Annotated in this window: 26 protein-coding genes; 22 read left to right on the forward strand and 4 right to left on the reverse strand. The window is 63.3% G+C overall.

Translation table 11 applies throughout. From position 1 onward, the window contains the following. The first annotated feature begins 13 nt into the window (after positions 1-13). From EGJ09_RS17795 to EGJ09_RS17860, 14 genes are all read left to right on the forward strand, one after another. Positions 14-1,576 carry a methyl-accepting chemotaxis protein gene (locus tag EGJ09_RS17795; protein ID WP_231386448.1) on the forward strand — a complete coding sequence of 521 codons (1,563 nt, stop codon included), beginning with the start codon at positions 14-16 and terminating at the stop codon, positions 1,574-1,576. A gap of 5 nt (positions 1,577-1,581) precedes the next feature. Beyond that, entirely contained in the window at positions 1,582-2,088 is a 507-nt protein-coding gene (locus EGJ09_RS17800) for a chemotaxis protein CheW (RefSeq protein ID WP_115274010.1), read from the forward strand. After that, positions 2,085-3,329, forward strand: coding sequence for a protein-glutamate O-methyltransferase CheR (locus EGJ09_RS17805; RefSeq protein WP_125924487.1), 1,245 nt, complete (start codon positions 2,085-2,087; stop codon positions 3,327-3,329). The genes EGJ09_RS17800 and EGJ09_RS17805 overlap by 4 nt, the downstream gene beginning before the upstream one ends. Further along, on the forward strand, positions 3,326-3,991 hold the full coding sequence (locus EGJ09_RS17810) for a chemotaxis protein CheW (RefSeq protein WP_125924488.1): 666 nt from the start codon (positions 3,326-3,328) through the stop codon (positions 3,989-3,991). Before EGJ09_RS17805 ends, EGJ09_RS17810 begins: the two co-directional genes overlap by 4 nt. Next, complete coding sequence (locus EGJ09_RS17815) at positions 3,988-6,255, forward strand: hybrid sensor histidine kinase/response regulator (RefSeq protein ID WP_119687684.1); 2,268 nt, start codon at positions 3,988-3,990, stop codon at positions 6,253-6,255. The genes EGJ09_RS17810 and EGJ09_RS17815 overlap by 4 nt, the downstream gene beginning before the upstream one ends. Beyond that, positions 6,252-7,265: a chemotaxis response regulator protein-glutamate methylesterase gene (locus EGJ09_RS17820; protein WP_046784349.1), complete on the forward strand. Its 1,014-nt coding sequence runs from the start codon at positions 6,252-6,254 to the stop codon at positions 7,263-7,265. Before EGJ09_RS17815 ends, EGJ09_RS17820 begins: the two co-directional genes overlap by 4 nt. 51 nt (positions 7,266-7,316) lie before the next feature. After that, positions 7,317-8,321 (forward strand): Wsp signal transduction system regulator diguanylate cyclase WspR, encoded by a 1,005-nt coding sequence (gene wspR, locus EGJ09_RS17825; protein ID WP_046784348.1) that lies wholly within the window; start codon positions 7,317-7,319, stop codon positions 8,319-8,321. A gap of 91 nt (positions 8,322-8,412) precedes the next feature. After that, positions 8,413-9,508 (forward strand): peptide chain release factor 2 gene (gene prfB, locus EGJ09_RS17830; protein WP_115274014.1). Its coding sequence is split into 2 segments (ribosomal slippage): positions 8,413-8,484 and positions 8,486-9,508, totalling 1,095 coding nucleotides; the frame shifts between segments, so codons are not numbered across the junction. A gap of 89 nt (positions 9,509-9,597) precedes the next feature. Next, positions 9,598-11,100: a lysine--tRNA ligase gene (gene lysS / locus EGJ09_RS17835; protein WP_012315937.1), complete on the forward strand. Its 1,503-nt coding sequence runs from the start codon at positions 9,598-9,600 to the stop codon at positions 11,098-11,100. A gap of 143 nt (positions 11,101-11,243) precedes the next feature. After that, positions 11,244-11,948 (forward strand): TetR/AcrR family transcriptional regulator, encoded by a 705-nt coding sequence (locus EGJ09_RS17840; RefSeq protein ID WP_046784346.1) that lies wholly within the window; start codon positions 11,244-11,246, stop codon positions 11,946-11,948. A gap of 29 nt (positions 11,949-11,977) precedes the next feature. Beyond that, positions 11,978-12,526: a hypothetical protein gene (locus EGJ09_RS17845; RefSeq protein WP_115274015.1), complete on the forward strand. Its 549-nt coding sequence runs from the start codon at positions 11,978-11,980 to the stop codon at positions 12,524-12,526. A 70-nt stretch (positions 12,527-12,596) separates the two neighbouring features. After that, entirely contained in the window at positions 12,597-13,874 is a 1,278-nt protein-coding gene (locus tag EGJ09_RS17850; RefSeq protein ID WP_039602209.1) for a flavohemoglobin expression-modulating QEGLA motif protein, read from the forward strand. Next, complete coding sequence (locus EGJ09_RS17855; RefSeq protein WP_125924502.1) at positions 13,846-14,769, forward strand: alpha/beta hydrolase; 924 nt, start codon at positions 13,846-13,848, stop codon at positions 14,767-14,769. Before EGJ09_RS17850 ends, EGJ09_RS17855 begins: the two co-directional genes overlap by 29 nt. Continuing rightward, positions 14,766-15,092: a hypothetical protein gene (locus EGJ09_RS17860; protein WP_012315932.1), complete on the forward strand. Its 327-nt coding sequence runs from the start codon at positions 14,766-14,768 to the stop codon at positions 15,090-15,092. Before EGJ09_RS17855 ends, EGJ09_RS17860 begins: the two co-directional genes overlap by 4 nt. A 71-nt stretch (positions 15,093-15,163) precedes the next feature. Here EGJ09_RS17860 and EGJ09_RS17865 read toward each other — a convergent pair whose 3' ends face one another. The 3 genes from EGJ09_RS17865 to EGJ09_RS17875 form a co-directional block, all read right to left on the reverse strand. Beyond that, positions 15,164-15,952: an OmpA family protein gene (locus EGJ09_RS17865; protein WP_115274017.1), complete on the reverse strand. Its 789-nt coding sequence runs from the start codon at positions 15,950-15,952 to the stop codon at positions 15,164-15,166. Positions 15,953-16,002: 50 nt separating this feature from the next. Further along, positions 16,003-16,416: a DUF4398 domain-containing protein gene (locus EGJ09_RS17870; RefSeq protein ID WP_012315930.1), complete on the reverse strand. Its 414-nt coding sequence runs from the start codon at positions 16,414-16,416 to the stop codon at positions 16,003-16,005. Between the two features lie 271 nt (positions 16,417-16,687). Further along, the gene (locus EGJ09_RS17875) at positions 16,688-17,032 is read right to left on the reverse strand and encodes a pilin assembly protein (RefSeq protein WP_115274018.1); all 345 of its coding nucleotides are present in this window, start codon (positions 17,030-17,032) and stop codon (positions 16,688-16,690) included. A 170-nt stretch (positions 17,033-17,202) separates the two neighbouring features. Between EGJ09_RS17875 and ppc the strand changes: the two genes are divergently transcribed. The 7 genes from ppc to EGJ09_RS17910 all read left to right on the forward strand — a co-directional run bounded on the left by ppc (position 17,203) and on the right by EGJ09_RS17910 (position 24,343). After that, positions 17,203-19,830 carry a phosphoenolpyruvate carboxylase gene (ppc, locus tag EGJ09_RS17880; protein ID WP_119687682.1) on the forward strand — a complete coding sequence of 876 codons (2,628 nt, stop codon included), beginning with the start codon at positions 17,203-17,205 and terminating at the stop codon, positions 19,828-19,830. 257 nt (positions 19,831-20,087) lie between these two features. Next, on the forward strand, positions 20,088-20,738 hold the full coding sequence (gene adk / locus EGJ09_RS17885; protein WP_125924489.1) for an adenylate kinase: 651 nt from the start codon (positions 20,088-20,090) through the stop codon (positions 20,736-20,738). Positions 20,739-20,825: 87 nt separating this feature from the next. After that, positions 20,826-21,500 (forward strand): tRNA (adenosine(37)-N6)-threonylcarbamoyltransferase complex dimerization subunit type 1 TsaB, encoded by a 675-nt coding sequence (gene tsaB, locus EGJ09_RS17890; RefSeq protein ID WP_125924490.1) that lies wholly within the window; start codon positions 20,826-20,828, stop codon positions 21,498-21,500. Positions 21,501-21,629: 129 nt separating this feature from the next. Then, the gene (locus tag EGJ09_RS17895) at positions 21,630-21,917 is read left to right on the forward strand and encodes a hypothetical protein (RefSeq protein WP_115274020.1); all 288 of its coding nucleotides are present in this window, start codon (positions 21,630-21,632) and stop codon (positions 21,915-21,917) included. Positions 21,918-21,920: 3 nt separating this feature from the next. Beyond that, a complete protein-coding gene (locus EGJ09_RS17900; protein ID WP_125924491.1) occupies positions 21,921-22,790 on the forward strand; it encodes a DUF72 domain-containing protein in 870 nt (289 codons plus the stop codon). Positions 22,791-22,819: 29 nt separating this feature from the next. Further along, positions 22,820-23,650: an oxaloacetate decarboxylase gene (locus EGJ09_RS17905; protein WP_125924492.1), complete on the forward strand. Its 831-nt coding sequence runs from the start codon at positions 22,820-22,822 to the stop codon at positions 23,648-23,650. 6 nt (positions 23,651-23,656) lie between these two features. Continuing rightward, complete coding sequence (locus tag EGJ09_RS17910; protein WP_125924493.1) at positions 23,657-24,343, forward strand: extensin family protein; 687 nt, start codon at positions 23,657-23,659, stop codon at positions 24,341-24,343. 2 nt (positions 24,344-24,345) lie between these two features. Here the strand turns inward: EGJ09_RS17910 and EGJ09_RS17915 are convergent, their stop codons facing one another. Beyond that, on the reverse strand, positions 24,346-24,966 hold the full coding sequence (locus EGJ09_RS17915) for an energy transducer TonB (protein WP_125924494.1): 621 nt from the start codon (positions 24,964-24,966) through the stop codon (positions 24,346-24,348). A gap of 104 nt (positions 24,967-25,070) precedes the next feature. On the opposite strand from EGJ09_RS17915, the gene EGJ09_RS17920 reads away from it, so the two are divergent. Further along, the gene (locus EGJ09_RS17920; protein ID WP_125924495.1) at positions 25,071-25,847 is read left to right on the forward strand and encodes a class I SAM-dependent methyltransferase; all 777 of its coding nucleotides are present in this window, start codon (positions 25,071-25,073) and stop codon (positions 25,845-25,847) included. Positions 25,848-25,888 lie beyond the last annotated feature (41 nt).

Consider the following 25,888-nt stretch of genomic DNA (forward strand, 5'->3'; position numbering starts at 1 on the left):
GATCATCGCCATCATGTTGCTGATGGTCGTAGCTGCTTACTCGCGGCTGGTGGCGATCGAAAGTGCCGAGGAGGCAGTAGGTACCGACAGCATTCCGGGGGTCTACTACAGTTCGATGATCCGCAGTGCCTGGGTCGACAGCTACGTCACCAGCCAGCAGCTGGTGGGGTTGTCCGACCACCGCGAGATCACGGCAGCCGACATGGAGCTGTTCAAAAGCTTCGACGAACGCCTCAAGCAACACCTGGCCAGCTACCAAGGCACCATTCACGACAAGGACGACCAGGCCCATTTCGACACCTTTCTCCAGATGGAGGCAAACTACACCCATGTCATCGGCCAGGTGATGGAAGCCTATCGACGGCAGGATTATGCCGAGGCAGAGCGGTTGATCAAGGACGTTCTGACACCGGTCTGGTCGCAGGGGCGCAATCATCTCAACACGATGATCGAGTACAACCGCGAAGCCGCCGACGCCGCTAACCACGAGATCGTCGGTGCCGTGAGCACCGCCAAAGGCAGCATGATCGTTTCGCTGTTGTTGGCAATCGTCGCGGCGGGTATCTGCGGCCTGCTGCTGATGCGCGCCATCACCGCTCCCGTACAGCGTGTGGTGCATGCCCTCGACAAGCTGCGCTCGGGCGACTTGAGCATGCGCCTGAGCCTGGACCGCAAGGACGAGTTCGGCGCCATCGAAAGCGGCTTCAACGAGATGGCCGAGGCGCTGGCCAAGCTGGTGTCCCAGGCCCAGCGCTCTTCGGTACAGGTGACCACATCGGTCACTGAAATTGCGGCCACCTCCAAGCAACAGCAGGCCACCGCCACCGAAACCGCTGCGACCACCACCGAGATTGGTGCCACCTCGCGTGAGATTGCCGCGACCTCGCGCGACCTGGTGCGCACCATGACCGAAGTCACCAGTGCCGCCGACCAGGCTTCGAGCCTGGCAGGTTCCGGCCAGCAGGGCCTGGCGCGCATGGAGGACACCATGCACCAGGTCATGGGCGCAGCCGACCTGGTCAATGCCAAGCTGGCGATCCTCAACGAAAAGGCCAGCAACATCACGCAGATGGTGGTGACCATCGTCAAGGTCGCCGACCAGACCAACCTGCTGTCGCTCAATGCCGCCATCGAAGCGGAAAAGGCCGGTGAGTACGGGCGCGGCTTTGCCGTCGTGGCCACCGAGGTGCGGCGCCTCGCGGACCAGACGGCCGTGGCCACCTACGACATCGAGCAGATGGTTCGGGAAATCCAGTCGGCGGTATCGGCAGGGGTCATGGGCATGGACAAGTTTTCCGAAGAAGTGCGCCGTGGCATGTTCGAAGTGCAGCAGGTGGGCGAACAACTGAGCCAGATCATCCATCAGGTACAGGCGCTGGCGCCGCGGGTGTTGATGGTCAACGAAGGCATGCAGGCCCAGGCTACCGGTGCCGAGCAGATCAACCAGGCACTGGCCCAGCTCAGCGATGCCAGCACGCAGACGGTGGAATCGCTGCGCCAGGCCAGCTTCGCCATCGACGAGTTGAGCCAGGTGGCCGCGGGCCTGCGCGGTGGTGTATCGCGCTTCAAAGTCTGACCGCCATGACTGACCTGCACACGCATGCGGCAGCAGCGGCCAGCGCCAAGGGCAAGCTGTACCTGCTATTTCGTCTCAACGACCAACGTTTCGCCCTGGATGTGCGCCAGGTGGTCGAAGTGCTACCTCGCCTGCCACTCAAGCCGATCGCCCAGGCGCCGGCCTGGGTTGCCGGCATCGTTGCCCATCGTGGTGTGCTGGTGCCGGTGGTCGACCTGTCGGCCCTGAGCTTTGGCCAGCCTGCCACTGCGCGCACCAGCACACGGCTGGTGCTGGTGCGCTATCGCGGCGAGCATCAGTTGGGGCTGATCCTCGAACAGGCTACCGAGACCTTGCGCTGCCTCGCTGAGGAGTTTCAGCCGTATGGGCTGGACAACCCCGAAGCGCGTTACCTGGGCCCGGTTCGCCAGGACGCCAACGGCCTGCTACAGCGTATCGAGGTCGATGACTTGCTGTCTGATACTGTGCGCGAACTGCTGTTCCCACAACAGTCGGGGCAGGTGTCGGCATGAGCGAGCAACGGTTTTTCCGCTTTCTGCAAGAGCGCATCGGCCTGGATGTCGAATCGGTCGGCGCGCCCATGGTCGAGCGTGCCTTGCAGCAGCGCCGTGTCGCGGTCAACGCCCAAGACCTTCACGACTATTGGCTGTGCTTGCAGCAATCGGCAGATGAGCAACAGGCGCTTATCGAAGCGGTGATCGTCCCGGAAACCTGGTTCTTCCGCTACCGGGAGTCGTTTACCGCGCTGGTCGGGCTGGCCCACAAACGCCTGGCCGAAGTTGCCGGCGAGCGGCCGCTACGCTTGCTGAGCCTGCCGTGCTCCACGGGTGAAGAACCTTATTCCCTGGCCATGGCACTGCTCGATTCAGGCATGAACCCGGCTGCGTTTCGCATCGACGGTATCGACATCAGCCCCAATTCGGTGGCCAAGGGCGTGCAGGCGGTCTACGGTCGCAACTCGTTCCGCGGCGTTGATCTGGCCTTTCGCGAGCGCCACTTCCACGCGCTCGCCGAAGGCCATGAGTTGAATGAGCGGGTGCGTGCACAGGTGAACCTGGCCGTGGGCAACGTGCTCGACCCGGCGCTGGGCAGCCGTGACGGTTGTTACGACTTCGTGTTCTGCCGCAATTTGCTGATCTACTTCGACGTGGCGACCCAGCAGCGCGTGTTCGAGGTGCTCAAGCGCCTTACCCACGAGCACGGCGTACTGTTTATCGGGCCGGCCGAGGGCAGCCTTCTGGCAAGGCTGGGTATGCGGCCGCTGGGCATTGCCCAGTCGTTCGCCTACGTTCGCCAGCCGTTGGATGCGCCAGCACAGCCTCGGCTCAGCCCACCGGCGCCACTCGCACCGAGCCGCCCCGTGCCTGCCCCTGCGCCCATTTCGCGGCCCTTGCGCTCGGTTCCGGTTGCCCCGCCCGCAGTGGTGCAGCGCGAGAGCGAAAGTGAGTTGCTGGCCCTCATCGCGAGGCAGGCCAACGCGGGTGAGGGCACGCAAGCGCGTGCCAATTGCCAGCGCTACCTGCAGCAGTTCGAGCCCAAGGCTCAGGTGTATTACTGGCTGGGACTGCTCAGCGATACCGAAGGCGATGCCCGGCAAGCCCAGACGCACTACCGCAAAGCCCTGTACCTGGAGCCGCAGCACCCTGAGGCGTTGCTGCACCTGGCCATGTTGCTAGCGGCCCAAGGCGACGAAGCCGGCGCTCGCCGCTTGCACGAACGCGCGGCACGCGCTGGCAGGGGTGCTGAACGATGAGCGTGGAACACGCAATTGCGCTGCTCGCCCAGGACGATGAGCGTATCGACGATTGCTGGAACCGGATCGGCGTGCACGGCGACAAGCAATGCCCGCTGCTGCAAAGGCATATCCATTGTCGCAACTGTGAAGTCTATGCTGCGGCCGCTACCCGTCTGCTGGACCGCTATGCACTGGCTCAGGACGATCAGTTGCACGAGGCGGCGCAGGTCGAGTCCAGCGTCGGGCGCTCGCTGCTGCTGTTTCGTCTGGGTGAGGAGTGGCTGGCCCTGGCGACCGCCTGCCTGGCCGAGATCGCCCCGGTGCAGCCGGTACATTCATTGCCGCATCAGCGCTCCAGAGTGCTGCAAGGGGTGGTCAATGTGCGTGGCGCACTGGTGCCGTGCCTGTCGCTGAGCGAAATGCTGGGGCTGGCGCGCTTGCCGGAGCCTGCGCGCAGCAGCCGGGCGATGCCGCGCATGTTGATTCTGGCGGCGGCAGGCGGGCCAGTGGTGCTGGCGGTGGACGAGATCGACGGTATTCATCGCCTGGAGTTCACACTACCGGGCGCCACTGAAGATACTGCACCGTTCACCGCCGCCGTGCTGCAGTGGCGCGGGCGCAGCGTGCGTGTGCTGGACGAACAACAACTACTGTCTGCCGTGCAGCGGAGCCTGTCATGACCCCTGAGCAAATGCGCGACGCATCGTTGCTCGAGCTGTTCAGCCTGGAAGCCGAAGCTCAGACCCAGGTGCTCATCACAGGGCTGATGGCGCTGGAGCGCAACCCGACCCAGGCCGCTCAATTGGAAGCCTGCATGCGTGCTGCGCACTCTTTGAAGGGTGCTGCACGCATCGTGGGCATCGACGCCGGGGTCAGCGTGGCCCATGTGATGGAAGATTGCCTGGTAGCGGCCCAGGAAGGCCGGCTGCTGCTGCGCGCTGAACATATCGATGCCTTGCTGCGCGGTACCGACCTGCTGCTGCATGTCGCAACGCCCGGGGACCCTGCCGGTGAGGGGGCGGTACCCGGTTTTCTGGCCCAGATGGCTGGCTTGCTGGACCCTCCCGGTGCACCTGTGCCTTCCAGCGTGCCGGCCCAGACACCATTGCCCACGGTCGAGCTGGTTACCCCCGAGCTTGAGCCCGAAGCAGAGCCTCCCGTGCCGCGCAGGGCATCCAAGCGCGGCGCGCAAGGTGGCGAGCGGGTGTTGCGGGTAACTGCCGATCGGCTCAACAGCCTGCTCGACTTGTCGAGCAAGTCGCTGGTCGAGACCCAGCGCCTCAAACCCTATCTGGCCACCCTGCAGCGCCTCAAGCGCATGCACGGCCAAGGCATGCGCGCCCTCGATGGCCTGAAAGCCCAGTTGGAAGGCAGCGGGCAGAGCCTGCCGGTGTTGGAAGCACTGGCCCAGGCGCAACGGCTGCTGATGGAAACCCAGCACATCCTGCAACAGCAGACCGCCGACCTTGACGAATTCGGCTGGCAGGCCAGCCAGCGGGCGCAGTTGCTGTACGACACAGCCCTGGCCTGCCGCATGCGCCCGTTTGCCGATGTGCTTACCGGCCAGAGCCGTATGGTGCGAGACCTGGGCCGCTCGCTGGGCAAGCAGGTGCGTCTGCAGATAGACGGTGAAAAGACCCAGGTCGACCGCGATGTGCTGGAAAAGCTCGAAGCGCCGTTGACCCATTTGCTGCGCAATGCAGTCGACCATGGTATTGAACTGCCTGAGCAGCGGCTGTTGGCGGGCAAACCGGAAGAAGGTGCAATACGCCTGCGAGCCTCCCATCAGGCCGGCCTGTTGATCCTTGAACTGAGCGATGACGGCGCCGGCATCGACCTGCAACGGCTGCAGCGCAGTATCGTTCAGCGCGGCTTGTCCCCGGCGGACACCGTGGCGCAGATGAGCGAGGCGGAGCTGCTGACCTTCCTGTTCCTGCCGGGCTTCAGCATGCGCGACAAAGTGACCGAAGTCTCCGGCCGCGGTGTTGGCCTGGACGCGGTGCAGCATCTGGTGCGGGACCTGCGCGGCTCGATCGAGCTGACCCAGCAGGCCGGCCAGGGCTGCCGCTTCCATCTGGAAGTGCCGTTGACCCTTTCGGTGGTACGCAGCCTCGTGGTGGAAGTCGGCGGGGAGGCTTATGCGTTCCCGCTGGCGCATATCGAGCGCACCTTGGAGGTGACGGCCGAGCAGATCGTGCAAATCGAGGGGCGTCAGCATTTTTGGCACGAGGGCCGGCATATCGGTCTGGTGGCGGCCAGCCAGTTGCTCAACCGGCCCGCCGCGCAAGGTGATGAAAGCGCTTTGCGGGTCGTGGTGATCCGCGAACGTGAACAGCTTTACGGTGTGGCCGTGGAGCGGCTGATCGGTGAGCGGGTGTTGGTCGTGATGCCGCTCGATGCACGGCTGGGCAAGGTCCAGGACATTTCTGCCGGGGCGCTGCTGGACGACGGTTCGGTGGTGTTGATCGTCGATGTCGAAGACTTGCTGCGCTCGGTCGAGAAACTGCTCAGCACCGGCCGCCTGGAGCGCATCGAGCGCGGCGTGCAGGCAGGTCGTGGCGCCAGCCGCAAGCGCATTCTGGTTGTCGACGACTCGCTCACCGTACGCGAGCTGCAACGCAAGCTGCTGAGCAACCGCGGTTTCGAGGTGGCCGTGGCAGTCGATGGCATGGACGGTTGGAATGCACTGCGTAGCGAGGATTTCGACCTGCTGATCACCGACATCGACATGCCGCGAATGGACGGTATCGAGCTGGTCACCTTGGTGCGCCGCGACCAGCGCCTGCAGTCGCTGCCTGTGATGGTGGTGTCGTACAAGGACCGCGAAGAAGATCGACGGCGAGGCCTGGACGCTGGCGCCGACTACTATTTGGCAAAAGCCAGCTTCCACGACGATGCGTTGCTCGACGCCGTGGTTGAACTGATCGGAGGTGCTCAAGGATGAAGATCGCCATCGTCAACGATATGCCCATGGCGGTAGAGGCGTTGCGCCGGGCCCTGGCCCTGGAGCCTGCGCATGAGGTGATCTGGGTGGCCAGCAATGGCGCCGAGGCCGTGCGCCAGTGTGCCCAGGCAACGCCCGACCTGATTCTCATGGACCTCATCATGCCGGTGATGGATGGTGTGGAGGCGACCCGGCGGATCATGGCCGAGACGCCGTGTGCCATCGTCATCGTCACCGTCGACCGCAAGCAGAACGTGCACCGCGTGTTCGAGGCCATGGGCCATGGGGCCCTGGATGTGGTCGACACCCCGGCGCTGGGCGCGGGTGATGCGCGGGAAGCGGCGGCGCCGTTGCTGCGCAAGATCCTCAACATCAGCTGGTTGATCGGCCAACAGCGGCCCAGCGCGACCAAACCGGTCGCCGCGCCGTTACGCGATGCCGCCCAGCGCCGCGGCCTGGTGGCGATCGGCTCATCGGCCGGCGGGCCTGCGGCCCTCGAGGTGCTGCTAAAGGGCCTGCCCAAAGCGTTCCCGGCATCCATCGTGCTGGTCCAGCATGTTGACCAGGTGTTCGCTGCCGGCATGGCAGAATGGCTTGGCAGTGCCTGCGGCATGCCGGTGCGCCTGGCCCGTGAAGGGGAGCCGCCGCAGCCTGGGCAGGTCCTGCTGGCGGGCACCAATCACCATATACGCCTGCTGCACAACGGCCAGTTGGCCTACACTGCCGAACCTGTCAACGAAATCTACCGGCCCTCGATCGATGTGTTCTTCGAAAGTGTGGCGCGCTATTGGCGCGGGCAGGCGGTGGGCGTGCTGCTCACCGGCATGGGCCGCGATGGTGCCCAAGGCCTGAAACTGATGCGCCAGCAAGGCTTCCTGACCATTGCTCAGGACCAGTCCAGCAGCGCAGTCTACGGTATGCCCAAAGCCGCCGCGGCAATCGATGCAGCGGTGGAAATCCGTCCGCTGGAGCGAATCGCCGGGCGCCTGATGGAAATCTTTGCACAATGACGATATGTATTGAATCACACCGCCCCTGCGGCCGTGATCAGGTGAATAGGGATGATTGATCTACCGATCGAAGGGTTTGCGACCGCCAATGAAAATTCGGCGATGGTCTTGCTGGTCGACGATCAGGCGATGATCGGCGAAGCGGTGCGTCGTGGCCTGGCCCATGAGGAAAACATCGATTTCCATTTCTGCGCCGACCCCCATCAGGCGGTGGCTCAGGCCATGCGCATCAAACCTACGGTGATCCTCCAGGACCTGATCATGCCGGGCCTCGACGGCCTGACCCTGGTGCGCGAATACCGTAACAATCCGGCTACCCGGGACATCCCGATCATCGTTCTGTCGACCAAGGAAGACCCTTTGGTCAAAAGTGCGGCCTTCGCTGCCGGGGCCAACGACTACTTGGTCAAGCTGCCGGATACCATCGAACTGGTGGCTCGCATCCGCTACCACTCCCGCTCGTACCTGACCCTGCTGCAGCGTGACGAGGCCTACCGGGCGCTGCGCGTGAGCCAGCAGCAACTGCTTGACACCAACCTGATGCTGCAGCGGCTGATGAACTCCGATGGCCTCACCGGTCTGTCCAACCGCCGCCATTTCGATGAGTACCTGGAACTGGAATGGCGCAGGGCCATGCGTGAGCAGCAGCAGTTGTCGCTGCTGATGATCGATGTCGACTACTTCAAGGTCTACAACGACAGCTTCGGCCACCTGGCAGGTGATGAAGCGCTGCGCCAGGTTGCAGAGGCCATCCGCGGCTCCTGCTCACGGCCTACCGACCTGCCGGCGCGCTACGGGGGCGAGGAGTTCGCGCTGGTATTGCCCAACACCTCCCCGGGCGGTGCGCGGCTGGTCGCGGAGAAGCTGCGCCAGACCGTACATGGCCTGAATATCCCGCATACGGCATCGCAAGACGATTCGCGCCTGACCGTGAGCATCGGCCTGGCGACCCAGACGCCGGCGATCGGCAGCCATTGTCGGCAATTGATCTCGGCAGCCGACAAGGGGTTGTACCAGGCCAAGAACAGCGGGCGTAACCAGGTCGGTATCGCCTGAGGTTCAAGCGGCTGCCCAACGGGCTGCCGCAGCTCCCTGGATCGGTTATACTCGCGGGCTTTTCACCGAATTCGTACGAGAGCCGCGCGCCATGGAAATCCAACCGATCCTGAACACCATCAAGGACCTCACCGAGCGTTCCCAGTCCATTCGGGGGTATCTTTGACTACGATCAAAAAGCTGACCGCCTGATCGAAGTCAACCGCGAGCTGGAAGACCCGGCCGTCTGGAACAAGCCCGAGTACGCCCAGGCCCTGGGCCGCGAGCGTGCCATGCTGGCGCAGGTCGTCGAGACCCTGGACAAGATGTCCGGCGGCCTGGCCGACTGCCAGGATCTGCTCGACATGGCCGTCGAGGAAAATGACGAAAGCGCCGTGAGCGACGTCGTGACCGAGCTGCAAGGCCTGGAAGAAAAACTGGCCCAGCTTGAGTTCCGTCGCATGTTCAGCGGCGAGATGGACATGAACAACGCCTACCTGGACATCCAGGCCGGCTCCGGCGGTACCGAAGCGCAGGACTGGGCCAACATCCTGCTGCGCATGTACCTGCGCTGGGCTGACAAGCGCGGTTTCGACGCCACCATCATCGAGCTTTCCGAGGGCGAAGTCGCCGGCATCAAGGGCGCCACCGTGCACATCAAGGGCGAGTACGCCTTCGGCTGGCTGCGCACCGAAATCGGCGTGCACCGCCTGGTACGCAAGAGCCCGTTCGACTCCGGTGCCCGTCGCCACACCTCGTTCTCGGCGGTGTTCGTGTCGCCCGAGATCGACGACAAGGTCGAGATCGACATCAACCCGTCCGACCTGCGCATCGACACTTACCGTTCCTCCGGTGCCGGTGGTCAGCACGTGAACACCACCGACTCGGCGGTACGTATCACCCACGTGCCGACCAACACCGTGGTGGCGTGCCAGAACGAACGCTCCCAGCATGCCAACAAGGACACCGCCATGAAAATGCTGCGGGCCAAGTTGTACGAGCTGGAAATGCAAAAGCGCAACGCCGCCTCCCAGGCGCTGGAAGACAGCAAGTCGGACATCGGCTGGGGCCACCAGATCCGCTCCTACGTGCTGGATGACTCGCGTATCAAGGACCTGCGTACCGGCGTCGAGCGCAGCGACTGCAACAAGGTGCTGGATGGCGACATCGACCAGTATCTGGAAGCGAGCCTCAAGCAGGGGCTGTAAGCCGCACACCACCGCCGCGATGCCCGCACGCCGGCATCGCGTGCCCTGCCCGAAAAGGGCAACGAATACCTGATGGAAAGAATGACGACATGAGCGACCTCAAGACCGAATCGCAAGACCTGCAACAGGAAGAAAACACCCTGATCGCCCTGCGCAAGGAAAAGCTTGCCGCCGAGCGCGAGAAGGGTCAGGCCTTCCCCAACGACTTCCGCCGCGACAGCTACTGCAACGACCTGCAGAAGCAATACGTCGACAAGACCAAGGAAGAGCTGGAAGCTGCAGCGATCCCGGTCAAGGTAGCCGGTCGCATCATGCTCAACCGTGGCTCGTTCATGGTGATCCAGGACATGACCGGGCGCATCCAGGTCTACGTCAACCGCAAGACCCTGCCGGAAGAAACCCTGGCCGCGGTCAAGACCTGGGACCTGGGCGACATCATCGCCGCCGAAGGCACCCTGGCCCGTTCCGGCAAGGGCGACCTGTACGTTGAAATGACCAACGTACGCCTGCTGACCAAATCGCTGCGCCCGCTGCCGGACAAGCACCACGGCCTGACCGACACCGAGCAGCGCTACCGCCAGCGTTATGTCGACCTGATGGTCAACGAGGAAACCCGCCACACCTTCCGTGTGCGTTCGCAGGTGATCTCGCATATCCGCAAGTTCCTCATCGACCGCGACTTCCTGGAAGTCGAAACGCCGATGCTGCAGACCATTCCTGGCGGTGCCGCGGCCAAACCGTTCGAAACCCACCACAACGCCCTGGACATGGCCATGTTCCTGCGTATCGCGCCGGAGCTGTACCTCAAGCGCCTGGTGGTCGGTGGTTTCGAGAAAGTGTTCGAGATCAACCGCAACTTCCGTAACGAAGGCGTTTCGACCCGGCACAACCCCGAGTTCACCATGCTCGAGTTCTACCAGGCCTACGCTGACTACCGTGACAACATGGACCTCACCGAGGAACTGTTCCGCGAGCTTGCCCAGCTGGTCCTGGGTAGCACCGATGTACCGTATGGCGACAAGGTGTTCCACTTTGGTGAGCCGTTCGTGCGCTTGTCGGTGTTCGACTCGATCCTCAAGTACAACCCGGAGCTGACCGCAGCCGACCTGCAGGACGTTGACCGCGCCCGCGATATCGCCAAGAAAGCCGGTGCCAAGGTGCTGGGCCACGAGGGCCTGGGCAAGCTGCAGGTGATGATTTTCGAAGAACTGGTCGAGCACAAGCTGGAGCAGCCGCACTTCATTACCGAATACCCGTTCGAAGTTTCGCCGCTGGCCCGCCGCAACGACGACAACCCGGCCGTGACCGACCGCTTCGAGCTGTTCATCGGTGGCCGCGAGATCGCCAACGCCTACTCCGAGCTCAACGACGCCGAAGACCAGGCAGAGCGCTTCCTGGCCCAGGTGGCCGAGAAGGACGCCGGTGACGACGAAGCCATGCACTACGATGCCGACTTCGTTCGCGCCCTGGAGTACGGCATGCCACCGACTGCTGGTGAAGGCATCGGCATCGACCGCCTGGTGATGCTGCTGACCAACTCGCCGTCGATTCGCGACGTGATCCTGTTCCCGCACATGCGCCCACAGGCCTGAGTGAATTGAACAAGCCGCCTTTCGGGGCGGCTTTTTCTTGCCTGAAGCCTTATGTTGTTTGTCAGGGCCCTATCGCCGGCAAGCCGGCGATAGGGCCGGTGCAGTCACCCCAAGATCAATGAGGTACACCCGTGACACCCGCAATGGCCCAGCAAGGCGCCGCCGGCATTGCCACCGCCGTCGCCGAAAGCGTGCAATACCAGGGTCGCAAGACCGCCCGCCAAGGCAGCGAACAGCGCCGCCAGTTGATCCTCGACGCTGCCATGCGCATTGTCGTGCGTGATGGCGTGCGTGGCGTGCGCCACCGTGCGGTCGCCGCCGAGGCCGGTGTGCCGCTGTCGGCCACGACCTACTACTTCAAGGATATCGAGGACCTGCTCACCGATACCTTCGCCCAATACGTCGAACGCAGCGCCGCCTACATGGCCAAGCTGTGGGCCAATACCGAAGTGGTGCTGCGCCAGCTGCTTGCCCAGGGTGATGGCAGTGCGCAATCAAGGGCGCGTCTGGCTGACGAAGTGGCGCAGATGACTGCCGACTACGTTTCCCGGCAGTTGGTCAACCGCCGCGACTTCCTGATGGCCGAGCAAGCCTTCCGCCAGGAAGCGCTGCTGTGCCCGCGCCTGGCCGAACTGGTGTGCGCCCACGAGCAGATTCTGCTGCATGGCACGCGCCAGCTGTTGCAGGTGGTCGGCTCGCAGCAACCGGAACAGGACGCCCAGATGTTGACGGCGATTATCGAGCAGATGGAATATCAGGGCCTGCTCAAGGATGCCGATGCGCAAGCCGATGGGCAGATGCTCGCTATGCTTACCCGTTACCTGCACCTGGTGCTGGCATCGGCCTGAGCCGAGAACGAACTTTCAAGGAGAACCTGATGAAAGCCTGGCGTGTGGTGTTGTTGACGTTGTCATTCCTCCTGCTGGGCGGTTGTCTGGTGACCTTCCATGAGCCGTTGCCGAGCAATCAGGCGGCGCCCAAGGCCCTGCTGGGCAAGTGGAGCAGCAAGGACGCCTGGGGCGAGCCACTGAAGCTGGCCATCAGCCGCAGCGGCGCCGATGCCTACAAGGCCGTGGCCACGGCCAAGGGCAAGAAACCCGAAGAGTACGTCTTCACCGTGTCACGCCACGGCAACCGCTGGTACCTCTCTGCCGGTGTACCCAAGCGCCTGGGCGGCCATTTCCTGATTGGCGGTTTCGATATCGTCGATGGCAAGGAACTGGTGATCTACAACCTTGATGTGGAACAGGTGCAGCAGGCGGTCGAGAAAAAAGAGCTGACCGGGCGCAACACCGAGGTACCGGAGGACAACGGTGAGGGCGTGCTGATCGACAGCCCGTCGGAGCGGGTGCTGGCCTATCTGGATGACCCGGCCAACTCCGACCTGTTCGTCGAGGTGGCGCGCTTCCAGCGCAGCGGCAAATGACCGTACAGGCCCTCGCCGGCTTGCCGGCGAGGGGCCAGTACAGGTGCCTTGTTCTAGAAAGGAGTTCCCGGTGGACGAGTACCAGCAGACCATACGCGCACTGTCCGATCGCATCGTCACCGCGCAAACCCCTATACGTGTGCTCGATGCGGTCAAGTGGGATGACAACATCCGCCAGGGCTTTCTGAAGGCCAAGGGCAAAGAGCCGCCTGCAGTGGACCGCGCCTATTACCAGTCGCGGCCGCTGTCGTTCGACTCAAGTGCGGTCAAGGCCGAGTTCCAGAGCATCGAGCGCGACATCACCCGGCAATTGGGGCAGTTCAACCCGGTGGGGCAGATCATGCGGCGCATGTGCAAGGAGTACCGCATGGTGGTGCGCATGCTCGAAGCACGCGGCACCGAGGATTTCGGCCTGATCTCCCAGGAACTCTATGGCGCGGCGTCCGATGCCTTCCACGCTGGCGACCCGACGCTGGCCGACCTTGGCCTGATGCTTTCCGATTACCTGAACAACATCGACGGCCGTGGTGACCTCAAGGACGAGCCGAAAAACCTGACTGCCAAGGAGGCCGTGGACATCCTCCAGCGCCGCCTGAACAAGGTGTTCGGCGAGGCCGAGGAAACCATCCGGGTGTTCGAGTCCGACGGCATCGTCGCCGACGCGGCGGCAGGGGCCGACTACATCAAGGTGCGCGCTGACGCCATGTTCAACAGCCGTGATGTGCGCGCGCTGGAAGTGCACGAGGGGCTGGTGCATGTGGGCACCACGCTCAACGGCCTCAACCAGCCGATCTGCACCTTCCTGTCGAAGGGCCCGCCTTCGTCGACGGTGACTCAGGAGGGTTTGGCGATTCTCATGGAGGTGATCGCCTTTGCCTCTTACCCCAGCCGTCTGCGCAAGCTCACCAACCGCACGCGCGCCATCCATATGGTCGAGGAGGGCGCCGATTTCCTCCAGGTGTTCGAGTTTTTCCGCGCCCAGGGCTTTGAAATGGCGCAGAGCTACAGCAATGCAAGCCGGGTGTTCCGCGGCTCGGTGCCCAATGGTCTGCCATTTACCAAGGATTTGTCCTACCTCAAGGGTTTCATCATGGTTTACAACTACATTCAGTTGGCCGTGAGAAAGGGCAAACTCGAGCAGATTCCGCTGCTGTTCTGCGGCAAGACTACCCTCGAAGACATGCGTACCTTGCGTCAGCTGGTCGAAGAAGGCCTGGTGGAACCGCCCAAGTACCTGCCGGAGCAGTTTCGCGACCTCAATGCGCTGTCGGCCTGGATGTGCTTCTCCAACTTCCTCAACCACCTGAGCCTTGATCGCATTGAAGCCGACTACGCGAACATTCTTTGAGCGCTGCCGCTGCCTGGTCCTGGGTTTGGCGCTGTTGGGCCTGGGCGGGTGCAGCAGCCTGTTGTTCTACCCGGAACCGGGCCAGCCGTTCACGCCCGAGCGTGCCAAGCTGCAGTACCGCGATGTCACCCTGACCACCGCCGACGGCGTCCGCCTGCATGGCTGGTGGCTGCCGGCCAAGGCGGATGTCGAGGTCAAGGGCACGGTGCTGCACTTGCACGGCAATGGCGGCAATCTGGCTGGGCACCTGGGCGGTAGCTACTGGCTGCCGGAGCAGGGCTATCAGGTGCTGATGATCGATTACCGGGGCTATGGCCTGTCCCAGGGCAAGCCCGGCTTGCCACAGGTCTACAATGACATCGCAGCGGCCATGGCATGGCTCGACCAGGCCCCCGAGGTCAAGGGCAAACCCTTGGTATTGCTGGGGCAGAGCCTGGGCGGGGCAATGGCCATCCACTACCTGGCAGCCCACCCCGAGCAATGCCTGCGCTTCAGCGCACTGGTGTTCGATGGCGTGCCGGCCAGTTACCGCGATGTCGGGCGCTTTGCGCTGAGCACATCGTGGTTGACCTGGCCCTTGCAGGTGCCGTTGTCCTGGCTGGTACCCGATGGTGACAGCGCGATCCGTTCGGTGGAGCGCCTGAGCAGCCCACCCAAGCTGTTCTTCCATAGCATCGACGACAACCTGGTGCCGATGAACAACGGCATTCGCCTGTACCAGCACGCACCGCCACCACGGGTGCTGCAACTGACCCGCGGCGGCCATGTACAGACCTTTGCCGACCCGGTCTGGCGCCAGGTGATGCTGCGTTTCCTTGATGACCCCCGCCATTTCAACGGCCTGCGGCGGCTGGCCGAAGTGCCCAACTATCCTGACGAGAAGAACAAGCAATGAGTGAAGAACGCAACGCCATCCCGCTGATCCTGACCGGTGTCGGCAGCATCATCGTGACGGTGGGGGCTCTGTGGTATTACGGCTACCTGCATTTCGCCAAGCCGGAGGATGCGTTGTTGCTGCAGGATTTCACCATGCTCAAGACCGTGCCTGGTGAGGACTACAAGGTTTCCCTCGACCCAGCGCCGCAGGTGGCGCAGTGTGTGGACGGTGTGCTGGTGCTGTTCGACACAGCGCAAAAGGGCCTTACCGGGGTACTGGTCGACAACCGCAAGCGTGCGGTGCGTTGCATGGGTGAGCAGACCCCGCAACAAGTGCAATGACCCGCTCGAACCAACGATGAAAAAGAAGAACCCCGCCATGAAGGCGGGGTTCTTATATCGACTTGTGAGCCTTACTGCACCTGGCTCACCGAACGCGGCGCTACCGGCTGGTTGTCGTTGGAGATGGTCACCTCCACCCGGCGGTTTTGCGCACGGCCCGAGTTGCTGCTGTTGTCAGCAACCGGGTATTCCTTGCCGTAGCCTTGAGCGACGATGCGCGCAGGGTCTACGCCTGCACGTACCAGCGCCATGCGCACGGCACCGGCGCGACGCTCGGACAGGGTCTGGTTGTAGTTGGCCGAACCGACGCTGTCGGTGTAGCCCTCTACGATGACCTTGCGCTCAGGGTTTTCCTGGAGGAACTGGGCCAGCTTGGTCACGTTGGGCAAGGCGCTGCTTTTGAGTTCGGCCTTGTTGAAGTCGAACAGTACATCGCCGAAGGTCACCAGCGTACCGCGGTCGGTCTGCTTGGCGTTCAGGCTGTCCTGAAGCTTGGCGATCTGCGCGTCACGGGCATCGAGCTTGGCCTGGGCACGTTGCGCCGAGGCGTTTTTCAGCTCGTTTTCGGCCGAGCGCAGGGCAATGGTCTGCTTGGCCACTTCAACGCGCTGGTTGGTCAGGTAGGCCAACTGGTCGACTTTCTTGCTGTCCTCACGCTCCATGTAGGCCTTGTCGGCCTTGTTCAGCCAGTCTTGTGCGTCCTTGGTTTCAAGGGCTGCGATTTTGCTCGCTTGCGGGTCGCTCTGCAGCGACGAGAAGTTGGTGCGGGCCGACTCCAGGTTGGCGTTCGGGTCGTGCGAGCAGGCAGCGAGACCGACGCTCAGGGCCAGCAGGGCGGGAATCATGACGTGTTTGCGCATAGTGTTCATCCTTTGATCGAGTGCGAAGGCTAAGGCAGGCTGGGCGGCGCTCACTGAGCGCTACGCAGGCCTTCCTGACGTACGTCCTGAACGCCCTGGCGGGCGTCCTGCACGGCCTTCTGGGCCTTGGCCGCCTGGGCCTTGCGTTCGGCGAGGCGAGCGTCCCATTCGGCCTGCTCGGCCAGACGCTTGGCGTCCTCGTAGTTCTTGTCGTGCATGGCGATTTCGGCCTGCTTGAACTTGTCCTGCGCCGCTTTCATTTCAACGGCGGCGAACTCGGTACCGCCAGCGCTGACGGCGGAGTTCACGGCGGACTGGGTGACGGCATACTGCTCGGTGGGCGGGTTGCCCGCACAGCCGGCCAGGACCAGGCTACTGCCCAGGGCCAGCGCGGCCAGCTTGAACCCGCGCACATGAGTGGAGGAAAGTTTCGAAGTGCGGGTCTTCATGGTGGTCAGCTCCATTGGATCACTCCTGATAACGACGATGTCCGTAGCAGTCCATCCCATCGCTCAATCCCTGGCATCGCCGTGTGCTTCAGCTCAACGGTGCACGACGACAGTGTGCAGGGTTTTAGCGTGATGGCTATTGGCTGTGACTGGGTCGTTTTTTGAATAGTTCAGAAAAAAATGCCAACTATTTCTGACTGATCGGTCAGTGGTGTGTGAGCGGAACTTCCACTGTCAGAAGCGGTATTCCGGGCTGGAGGGCAGCCCGGAACGGGAGGCAGGCGCGTCAGTTTCCGCTGCCGTCGCCGGGGTTGCTGAGGGTGTGCAGATGGCGCCTTGAAAGCGCCAGAAAGCGCGGTGTAGAGCCTATGTCTTCGTACAGCGGATCGCCTTCTTCATCGGTGGAAATGACCTTGTTGCCCTGCACGTAGGGGAAGCTGGCTTCAAGCTCCTCGAGCGCGGCTGCGACCAGCTCACCGAGCAGTTCCTCGGCGGTGCGCTTGGGGTACATGTCGATGAGCGCCGCCAGGCGCGCCTCCGACTCCAGGTCCAGGTGCAAGGTATGGCCGGTCGGGCTCAGGGTGCCTGCGGCGTTCTGTTCCCAGTGCTGGGCGAGTTCGCGGATTTTCATGATGACCTCTGTAAACGCCTCGGAAGGGCTGCATTGCATCGGACTGCTGCACTTTTACTTTAGTTTGCTTTACCGGTCGTGGCTTGCCATGGCGGCCCCGCTGTGGGCACTCTTGGGCCAGTGCTGTTTCCTGAGCAGAGCGCGGGCGAGCCGCGCCGAAGAGAGGGCCAATGACTGATATCGATGTGCGCTTGCGTGAAGATGTCCATGTGTTGGGGGAGTTGCTTGGCGAAACCATTCGCCAGCAGCACGGTGACGCGTTCCTGCAGAAAATCGAGGACATTCGCCATAGCGCCAAGGCGGACCGGCGCAGCGCTGGCGAACAGCTGAGTTCTACCTTGGCGAACCTGGCTGAAGAAGACTTGTTGCCGGTGGCACGTGCCTTCAACCAGTTCCTCAACCTGGCCAACATGGCCGAGCAGTACCAGTTGATCCGGCGCCGTGATGCCGAGCAGCCTGAGCCTTTTGAGGCGCGGGTGCTGCCTGAGCTGCTGGCGCGTCTGAAGCAGGCCGGGCACAAGGACGATGCCTTGGCCAGGCAATTGGCCAAGCTCGATATCCAGCTGGTGCTCACCGCGCATCCCACCGAAGTGGCACGCCGCACATTGATCCAGAAGTACGATGCCATTGCCGGCCAGTTGGCCGTGCAAGACCATCGTGATTTGACCCCGGTCGAGCGCCAGCAAGTGCGCGAGCGCCTGCGCCGGTTGATCGCTGAGGCCTGGCACACAGAAGAAATCCGGCGCACCCGGCCAACGCCTGTAGACGAAGCCAAATGGGGCTTCGCGGTGATCGAGCATTCCCTGTGGCATGCCATCCCCAGCCACCTGCGCAAGGTGGACAAGGCGCTGTTCGACGCCACTGGCCTGCGCCTGCCGCTGGAAGCGGCGCCTGTGCGCTTTGCCTCGTGGATGGGCGGCGATCGTGATGGCAACCCCAACGTGACCGCCGCAGTGACCCGCGAAGTGTTGCTGCTGGCACGCTGGATGGCGGCCGACCTGTTTTTGCGCGATGTCGACGCGCTGGCGGCAGAGTTGTCCATGCAGCAGGCCAACAGCGCTGTGCGCGAGCGGGTGGGGGACACCCCCGAGCCCTACCGCGCCGTGCTCAAGCAATTGCGTGACCGCTTGCGGGCGACGCGCGCCTGGGCCCATGCGTCGCTCACCGCTACCCAGCCGGCCAGTGCCGATGTGCTGGTGGAAAACCGTGACCTGATCGCGCCGCTGGAGCTGTGCTACCAGTCCCTGCACGAATGTGGCATGGGCGTGATTGCCGATGGGCCATTGCTCGACAGTCTGCGCCGTGCGGTGACTTTTGGCCTGTTTCTGGGTCGCCTGGACGTGCGCCAGGATGCCGCCCGACACCGTGACGCGCTGTCGGAGATCACCGATTATCTGGGCATGGGCAGCTATGCGCACTGGGATGAAGACAAGCGTATCGCGTTCCTGCAGGCCGAATTGAAAAACCGCCGGCCATTGCTGCCGGCTCACTTCATGCCCCAGGCGGACACTGCCGAAGTGCTTGCCACCTGTCGCGAGATCGCTGCGGCGCCGGGCGCATCGCTCGGTTCGTATGTCATCTCCATGGCGGGCGCTGCATCGGACGTACTGGCTGTGCAGTTGCTGCTCAAGGAAGCCGGCCTGACCAGGCCGATGCGCGTGGTGCCGCTGTTCGAAACCCTGGCCGATCTGGACAACGCGGGCCCTGTGATGGAGCGGCTGCTCGGCCTGCCAGGTTATCGTGCGGGCTTGCGCGGGCCGCAGGAAGTGATGATCGGCTACTCCGATTCGGCCAAGGACGCCGGGACCACCGCCGCGGCCTGGGCCCAATATCGGGCGCAGGAAAATCTGGTACGCATCTGCCGTGAGCATCAGGTCGAACTGCTGCTGTTCCATGGCCGTGGCGGCACTGTCGGCCGCGGTGGTGGCCCGGCCCACGCGGCGATCCTCTCGCAACCACCGGGGTCAGTGGCAGGGCGGTTTCGCACCACCGAGCAAGGCGAGATGATCCGCTTCAAGTTTGGTTTGCCAGGTATCGCCGAGCAGAACCTCAACCTGTACCTGGCGGCGGTGCTGGAAGCGACCTTGCTGCCGCCGCCACCCCCTGAGCCGGCCTGGCGCGCCTTGATGGACCAACTGGCCGCCGATGGCGTCAAGGCTTACCGCCGCGTGGTGCGGGAGAACCCGGATTTCGTCGAGTATTTCCGCCAGTCCACACCCGAGCAGGAGCTGGGGCGCCTGCCGCTGGGCAGCCGCCCGGCCAAGCGTCGTGCCGGTGGCATCGAAAGCCTGCGTGCCATTCCATGGATCTTCGGCTGGACCCAGACGCGCCTGATGCTGCCGGCCTGGTTGGGGTGGGAGACCGCGCTGAGCAATGCACTGGCACGGGGGCAGGGTGAGTTGCTGGCGCAGATGCGTGAGCAGTGGCCGTTCTTCCGTACCCGCATCGACATGCTGGAGATGGTCCTGGCCAAAGCTGATGCGCAGATTGCCGAGGCCTACGACGAACGTCTGGTGCAACCGCAGTTGCTTCCTTTAGGTGCACATCTGCGCGACCTATTGTCGCAGTCCTGTCAGGTGGTATTGGGCCTGACCGGGCAGCAGGTGCTACTGGCGCACAGCCCGGAAACGCTGGAATTCATCAGCCTGCGCAACACCTACCTGGACCCGCTGCATCAGCTTCAGGCCGAGCTGCTGGCGCGCTCCCGCAGCCGTGAAGCCGCTCTGGACAGCCCGCTGGAGCAGGCCCTGCTGGTGACAGTGGCAGGGATTGCCGCAGGCCTGCGCAACACAGGCTGAGGCCACGGCTGGCTGCCCGCGCGCAAGGCCGCCCTGCGGGCCAAACCAGGGCAGGGAAGGTGGTTGCGCTGGGCGCAACCGCCTGCAGCCTTGGCTACAGATGGCCCATTCCTGCAACTTTGGGAAGCTTGTCTGGCTGACGGGCGCTGTGTATCTTGAGCAGCCTTCTGACCGATTTATGGTCATACCCGATTTTCCGGACTTGGCCCTGGTTGCCGAATCCATTGAATTTCATAAAAAAATTTGAGGAGCACGAGATGCGCGTAATTCTGCTGGGAGCTCCCGGGGCCGGTAAAGGTACTCAGGCAAAATTCATCACCGAGAAGTTCTGTATCCCACAGATCTCCACCGGTGACATGCTGCGTGCTGCCGTCAAGGCCGGTACCCCGCTGGGCCTGGAGCTCAAGAAAGTCATGGATGCCGGCCAGCTGGTCTCCGACGAGCTGATCATCAGCCTGGTCAAGGAGCGCATCGCCCAGCCAGACTGCGCCAACGGCTGCCTGTTCGACGGTTTCCCACGCACCATTCCGCAGGCTGAAGCCATGGTCGCTGCCGGTGTCGACATCGATGCAGTGGTCGAGATCGCCGTCGACGACGAAGAGATCGTCGGCCGCATGGCGGGCCGCCGCGTGCACCTGGCCTCGGGCCGTACCTACCACATTCAGTACAACCCGCCGAAAGTGGAAGGCAAGGACGACGTTACCGGCGAAGACCTGATTCAGCGCGACGACGACAAGGAAGAAACCGTGCGTCATCGCCTGTCGGTCTACCACACCCAGACCAAGCCGCTGGTGGACTTCTACCAGAAGCTGTCGGCCGCCAACGCTGGCAAGCCGAAGTACAGCCACATCGAAGGCGTGGGTTCGGTAGATGCAATCACCGCCAAAGTGCTGGCAGCCCTGAGCTGATCCATCACCGTGCGTCACGACGGCCCGCTTGCGGGCCGTTGTCGTTTATACTGCCGCTCTTTTCACTTGTTCCTGGATACCCGTTCGATGACCACCCTGCTGGCCCTGGATACCGCCACCGAAGCCTGTTCCGTCGCGCTGCTGCATGATGGCAAGGTAACCAGCCATTACGAGGTGATCCCGCGCATGCATGCGCAGAAGCTGCTGCCGATGATCAAGCAGCTGCTGGGCGACTCCGGCGTGGCGCTCAATGCCCTCGATGCCATCGCCTTCGGCCGTGGCCCCGGCGCCTTCACCGGCGTGCGCATCGCCATCGGCGTAGTGCAGGGCCTGGCTTTCGCCCTGGAACGCCCGGTACTGCCAGTGTCCAACCTGGCCGCGCTGGCCCAGGGTGCGTTGCGCGAGCATGGCGCGCAGCAGGTAGCGGCTGCCATCGATGCACGCATGGACGAGGTGTACTGGGGTTGCTACAAGGCGGTGGAGGGCGAAATGCGCCTGCAAGGCCTGGAAGCGGTGCTGCCACCGGAGCGCGTGGCGTTGCCTGATGGCAGCAGCGGCGATTGGTACGGGGCCGGTACCGGCTGGGGCTATGCCGAGCGTCTGGCCTTGCAGGCCAGTGCCAGCAACCCTGCGGCGCTGCCCAATGCGCTGGACATCCTCAGCCTGGCCAGCTTCGCCTGGGCACGCGGCGAGGCAATCGTTGCCGATCAGGCGCAACCGGTTTACCTGCGCGATAACGTAGCTACGCCCAAAGCCCGCTGACGGCTGTTCGTCGGTTATCGCGGCTGTCGATAAAACCTTTGTCGCAAACTGTGGTCCAGTTATCACTAGAGCATTAGCGATGGAACCCTGATGCTGCTAAATTGCCATCATTGGTCCTGAGTGCTCATCATGCGTATCGACGGTTTCTCACCGCAGTCCTATCCGGTAAAGCGCGCGCCGCGCAAAGCGGCGGTGCGCGATGAGAGCATCGACGATGCCGAGCTCGTCGAAGAGGGCGAGGCTGCTCCGGAAGCGGCGCCGCGCCGCCGTCCCGGTGGCTTGCCGGCCCGCCAGCAGGACATGGTTTTCCCACGTGCCCGTGACCGCCGCACGGCCACTGCGCTGGCCAGCTACCTCAGTACTGCCGGTTTTACCGATTGGGACATGGAAGTGCTGGGGCTGGACCTGTACATTTGAGGGATGAGTTTATCCCACCTGCCTTATTTCCTGGGTTGCCCGTCATGGAGCGAAAGCGCCTGGCGAGACTACCTGTATCCCGCTGACGCCCGCACCGGCGAATTTCTTGGCCTTTACAGCCAGGTGCTGAATGCAGTCGAGGGCAACACCACCTTCTATGCCCGCCCGGCGCCGAGCACTGTCGAGCGGTGGGCGCAGGTCATGCCTGCGCACTTTCGTTTTACTGCCAAGTTCCCCCGTGATGTCAGCCATGAAGGCGACCTGCGCGAGCGGCTGGAAGCCGCGCTGGACTTCACCCGGCTGATGGCGCCCCTTGGCCAGCGGGTATCACCGTACTGGTTGCAATTGCCGGCTCAGTTCGGCCCTGCTCGCCTGGCTGAGCTGGGGCATTTTCTCGATGAAATCGGTGTGCCTGTGGCGGTTGAAGTGCGTAACCAGGCTTTTTTCACCAAGAGTGAGGAGGAGCGCCTGCTCAACCGTTTGCTGCACGAGCGCGGTGTTGAACGTATCTGCCTGGACTCGCGTGCATTGTTCAGCTGTACCTCGCGTGAGGCCGCCGTGCTCGACGCGCAAGCCAAGAAGCCCAGGGTTGCGCCGCGCCCCGCAGCTTTCAGCCAGCACCCCCAGGTCCGTTTTATCGGCCATCCCGAGCTCGACGCCAACGAAGCGTTCCTTTCGCCGTGGGTTGAAAAGGTCGCCAGCTGGATCGAGGAAGGCCGTAGCCCGTACATCTTCCTGCACACCTCGGACAACCGCCTGGCCGCCGCGTTGGCTCAGCGTTTTCATCAGCGGCTGATGGCGCGCCTGCCGGGGTTGGCAGCTTTGCCGGAATTGCCACGCGCCCCTGAGGTCGAACAACTGGGGCTACTTTGACCCTTACCGACCAGCCGGAGGTTGTGATCATGGATGTACAAACCCTGCGTGCCGAAGCCTTCAAAGCCCTGCACGAGCGCGATGGCGCGTTCGTCATCCCCAACCCGTGGGATGCCGGCTCCGCCAAGCTCCTGGCAAGCCTCGGCTTCGAGGCGCTGGCTACCACCAGTGCAGGCCTTGCCTTCAGCCTTGGGCGAGCGGATGCCGAAGCGGCGCTGAGCCTGGACGAGACACTCGACAACGCCGGGATGATCGTCGATGCCACTGCCTTGCCCGTTGCCGCCGACCTGGAAAATGGTTTTGGTGACCTGCCGGAAGACTGTGCCCACGCCATCCTGCGTGCCGCTGAAGCAGGGTTGGTCGGCGGCTCGATCGAAGATGCCACTGGGCGCAGCGACGCGCCGATCTATGACCTGGGCTTGGCCGTAGAGCGGGTGAGGGCTGCAGTGCAGGCGGCGCGCAGCCTGCCATTTCCTTTCATGCTCTGCGCCCGCGCAGAAAACCTGCTGCACGGGCGAATGGACCTGGATGACACCATCCTGCGTCTGCAGGCTTATGCCGAAGCGGGCGCCGACGTGCTCTATGCGCCGGGTTTGCGCACTGTCGAAGAGATTCGCGCGGTGGTACAGGCGGTGGCGCCTAAACCTGTCAATGTGCTGATGGGGCTGGCGGGTGTGCCATTGAGCGTCAATCAGTTGCAGGACTTGGGCGTACGCCGCATCAGCGTGGGCTCTTCGCTGGCCCGTGCGGCGCTCGGTGCGTTTCAGCGCGCGGCATTGGAAGTTCGTGACCAGGGTACGTTCAGCTATGGTGAGCAGGCGTTGCCGTTCGCCCAGCTCAACGACCTGTTCCGGCGCTGAAGCGCGGTGCGCGCATTGGTGCTGCTGTGCGGGCTGCTGTTGGTAGCAGGCTTTTTGTGGCAGTCGGGTTGGCGCCTGCCGCAGGCCTGGGATCCTTGGGCAGCACTGGACGTTCGTCAGCCGCCGAACCTGCTGACGCCCTATAAGCTTTCGCGTCTGCGCGATGATCCGCAGTTGTGCCGCCAAGCGTTGGCGACTACCAGCCTGCGCTATCGGGCGCAGGCCGATAGCCCGGCATCGGCCAATTGCCCGTTGCAAAACGTCTGGCGTATAGAGCAAGGCCAGGCGCGGTTGAGTAGCAGCTTTCTGGCCAGTTGCCCGTTGGCGGTGGCCTATGCGCTGTTCGAAAAGCATGGCTTGCAACCTGCAGCGCAGCAGGTGTTTGGCCAGCCGGTGGCGCAGGTCGATCATCTGGGCAGCTTCGCCTGCCGCAACGTCTATAACCGCAAGCAGGGCCGGCTCAGTCAGCATGCCACGGCCAATGCGCTGGATATCAGCGGCTTTCGCCTGCAGGACGGGCAGCGGATCGTGCTGGCGCGGGACTGGCAGGCAGGCGGGCAAAAGGCGGCATTCCTACGGCAAGTGCAGCAAGCGGCCTGTAAGAGCTTCAGTACGGTGCTGGGGCCGGAATACAATGCCGCCCACCGCAATCACTTTCACCTGGACATGGGGCTGTGGCAGATCTGCCGTTAAGCTCAGGCGTGGATGCGAACGTTGTTCAGCACTACCGGGCGCGCCCAGTGGATGTCGAATTCCAGATCGTTCTGCTGCTTGGCCATGGTCGCTGCGTCGAATGGCTCCGGCGCGGGGTCGAGCAGGCCCGTCTCGAACTCGGCGATAGGAAGGTGCAGCGGGCGCGGGGAGGGTGCAGGGCCTGGCTCGGCAAGCGGCTGACCCTGGCTCATGACCACTGGGCGTAGCCAACTGTTGCTGATGTCCAGTTGGCGCTGCTGCTGAATCATCTCGGCGGTGCTGAATGGCTCCGGCGCTGGCTCCAGCAGGTTGGCTTCCAGTTCAGCCTTGGGCAGGAACAGAGGCTCGGGTGGTGCAACGATGGTGTCGTGCACGGGGCAGGCGCGTTGGGCATCGATCAGGGCCAGGGCCCTGGCCCCGCCAATCGGCTCGCCGCTGATTTTGTCGTACTGCGCCAGCGCCTGATGGGTGCTGTCTGCCTCATTCCCTTGCTGCTCGGCCATGGCGCGGGCAAAGAAATCCTGCCACAGGTGGCTGACGCCCCCCAGTGCCTGGGTATTCTGCCGACCGTAGTTGCCGACGGGCGACAGGTAGGTCAAGCCGATGGGAAGAGTATCTGTCATGGCAGTCGTGCGCGTTGTGCTCTGGCAGAATAGCGGGATATTGCCTGTATCGGCCGATGGTGCCGATTCATTAAGGGCTTGGTTCGAATTTTCAGGTGTGGATGATGGAAGAGCAAGGCACGGGTATCAGAGTCGAAGCGATGTCGGCTGAATATGCGCAACAGGCTACGGCATGGGCCGAGCGCCTGGGCCTGCCGCTGCAGGACGATGCCGCCGGTTTCGCTGTGCAGGTGGGCGCCGATGGCTTGCAGATCCAGCAGTTGGGCCCGCAGGCACCCGGGCCAGTGCGGGTGGACTTCGTCGAAGGCCAGGCAGCGCATCGGCGCCAGTTTGGCGGTGGCAACGGGCAGATGATCGCCAAGGCCGTGGGCATCGCCCAAGGCGTGCGGCCACAAGTGCTAGACGCCACGGCGGGTTTGGGCAAGGACGCGTTCGTGCTGGCCAGCCTGGGTTGCCAGATGACCCTGATCGAGCGCCAGCCGCTGATAGCCGCCTTGCTGGAAGACGGCCTGACGCGAGCCCGGTCGGATGACGAGGTAGGGCCTATCGTCGGCCGCATGTGGCTGCTGACAGGCAACGCCATCGAGCGTATGCGCAACTGGGAGGGGGAGGCACCGCAGGTGATCTACCTTGACCCCATGTTCCCGCACCGGGACAAGAGCGCCCTGGTGAAAAAGGAAATGCGCGTATTCCGGCCATTGGTCGGCGATGACGTGGATGCCCCGGCTTTGCTCGAAGCCGCGCTGGCGCTGGCCAGCCACCGGGTGGTGGTGAAGCGGCCGCGCAAGGCACCGATCATTGATGGACCAAAGCCGAGCCATAGCCTGGAGGGCAAGTCGAGCCGGTATGATATTTATCCAAAGAAAGCGTTGAAGGCCTGATCTTTCTCGTGCGGTTGTTCACAGACCTTTGGCCATGCGTG

The sequence above is a fragment of the Pseudomonas sp. p106 genome (assembly GCF_003936645.1).
Taxonomy (GTDB): Bacteria; Pseudomonadota; Gammaproteobacteria; order Pseudomonadales; family Pseudomonadaceae; genus Aquipseudomonas; species Aquipseudomonas putida_E.

What these genes read in the sequence shown, in the direction of transcription:
- lysS (WP_012315937.1), top strand. Translation starts at nt 9,598, where the DNA reads ATGAGCGACCTCAAGACCGAATCGCAAGACCTGCAACAGGAAGAAAAC.
- ppc (WP_119687682.1), top strand. Translation starts at nt 17,203, where the DNA reads ATGACTGATATCGATGTGCGCTTGCGTGAAGATGTCCATGTGTTGGGG.
- EGJ09_RS17820 (WP_046784349.1), top strand. Translation starts at nt 6,252, where the DNA reads ATGAAGATCGCCATCGTCAACGATATGCCCATGGCGGTAGAGGCGTTG.
- EGJ09_RS17865 (WP_115274017.1), bottom strand. Translation starts at nt 15,952, where the DNA reads ATGCGCAAACACGTCATGATTCCCGCCCTGCTGGCCCTGAGCGTCGGT.
- EGJ09_RS17845 (WP_115274015.1), top strand. Translation starts at nt 11,978, where the DNA reads ATGAAAGCCTGGCGTGTGGTGTTGTTGACGTTGTCATTCCTCCTGCTG.
- EGJ09_RS17815 (WP_119687684.1), top strand. Translation starts at nt 3,988, where the DNA reads ATGACCCCTGAGCAAATGCGCGACGCATCGTTGCTCGAGCTGTTCAGC.
- EGJ09_RS17805 (WP_125924487.1), top strand. Translation starts at nt 2,085, where the DNA reads ATGAGCGAGCAACGGTTTTTCCGCTTTCTGCAAGAGCGCATCGGCCTG.
- EGJ09_RS17900 (WP_125924491.1), top strand. Translation starts at nt 21,921, where the DNA reads ATGAGTTTATCCCACCTGCCTTATTTCCTGGGTTGCCCGTCATGGAGC.
- adk (WP_125924489.1), top strand. Translation starts at nt 20,088, where the DNA reads ATGCGCGTAATTCTGCTGGGAGCTCCCGGGGCCGGTAAAGGTACTCAG.
- EGJ09_RS17840 (WP_046784346.1), top strand. Translation starts at nt 11,244, where the DNA reads ATGGCCCAGCAAGGCGCCGCCGGCATTGCCACCGCCGTCGCCGAAAGC.
- EGJ09_RS17810 (WP_125924488.1), top strand. Translation starts at nt 3,326, where the DNA reads ATGAGCGTGGAACACGCAATTGCGCTGCTCGCCCAGGACGATGAGCGT.
- EGJ09_RS17915 (WP_125924494.1), bottom strand. Translation starts at nt 24,966, where the DNA reads ATGACAGATACTCTTCCCATCGGCTTGACCTACCTGTCGCCCGTCGGC.
- EGJ09_RS17875 (WP_115274018.1), bottom strand. Translation starts at nt 17,032, where the DNA reads ATGAAAATCCGCGAACTCGCCCAGCACTGGGAACAGAACGCCGCAGGC.
- EGJ09_RS17920 (WP_125924495.1), top strand. Translation starts at nt 25,071, where the DNA reads ATGGAAGAGCAAGGCACGGGTATCAGAGTCGAAGCGATGTCGGCTGAA.
- EGJ09_RS17905 (WP_125924492.1), top strand. Translation starts at nt 22,820, where the DNA reads ATGGATGTACAAACCCTGCGTGCCGAAGCCTTCAAAGCCCTGCACGAG.
- EGJ09_RS17860 (WP_012315932.1), top strand. Translation starts at nt 14,766, where the DNA reads ATGAGTGAAGAACGCAACGCCATCCCGCTGATCCTGACCGGTGTCGGC.
- tsaB (WP_125924490.1), top strand. Translation starts at nt 20,826, where the DNA reads ATGACCACCCTGCTGGCCCTGGATACCGCCACCGAAGCCTGTTCCGTC.
- EGJ09_RS17795 (WP_231386448.1), top strand. Translation starts at nt 14, where the DNA reads ATGTTGCTGATGGTCGTAGCTGCTTACTCGCGGCTGGTGGCGATCGAA.
- wspR (WP_046784348.1), top strand. Translation starts at nt 7,317, where the DNA reads ATGATTGATCTACCGATCGAAGGGTTTGCGACCGCCAATGAAAATTCG.
- EGJ09_RS17895 (WP_115274020.1), top strand. Translation starts at nt 21,630, where the DNA reads ATGCGTATCGACGGTTTCTCACCGCAGTCCTATCCGGTAAAGCGCGCG.
- EGJ09_RS17800 (WP_115274010.1), top strand. Translation starts at nt 1,582, where the DNA reads ATGACTGACCTGCACACGCATGCGGCAGCAGCGGCCAGCGCCAAGGGC.
- EGJ09_RS17870 (WP_012315930.1), bottom strand. Translation starts at nt 16,416, where the DNA reads ATGGAGCTGACCACCATGAAGACCCGCACTTCGAAACTTTCCTCCACT.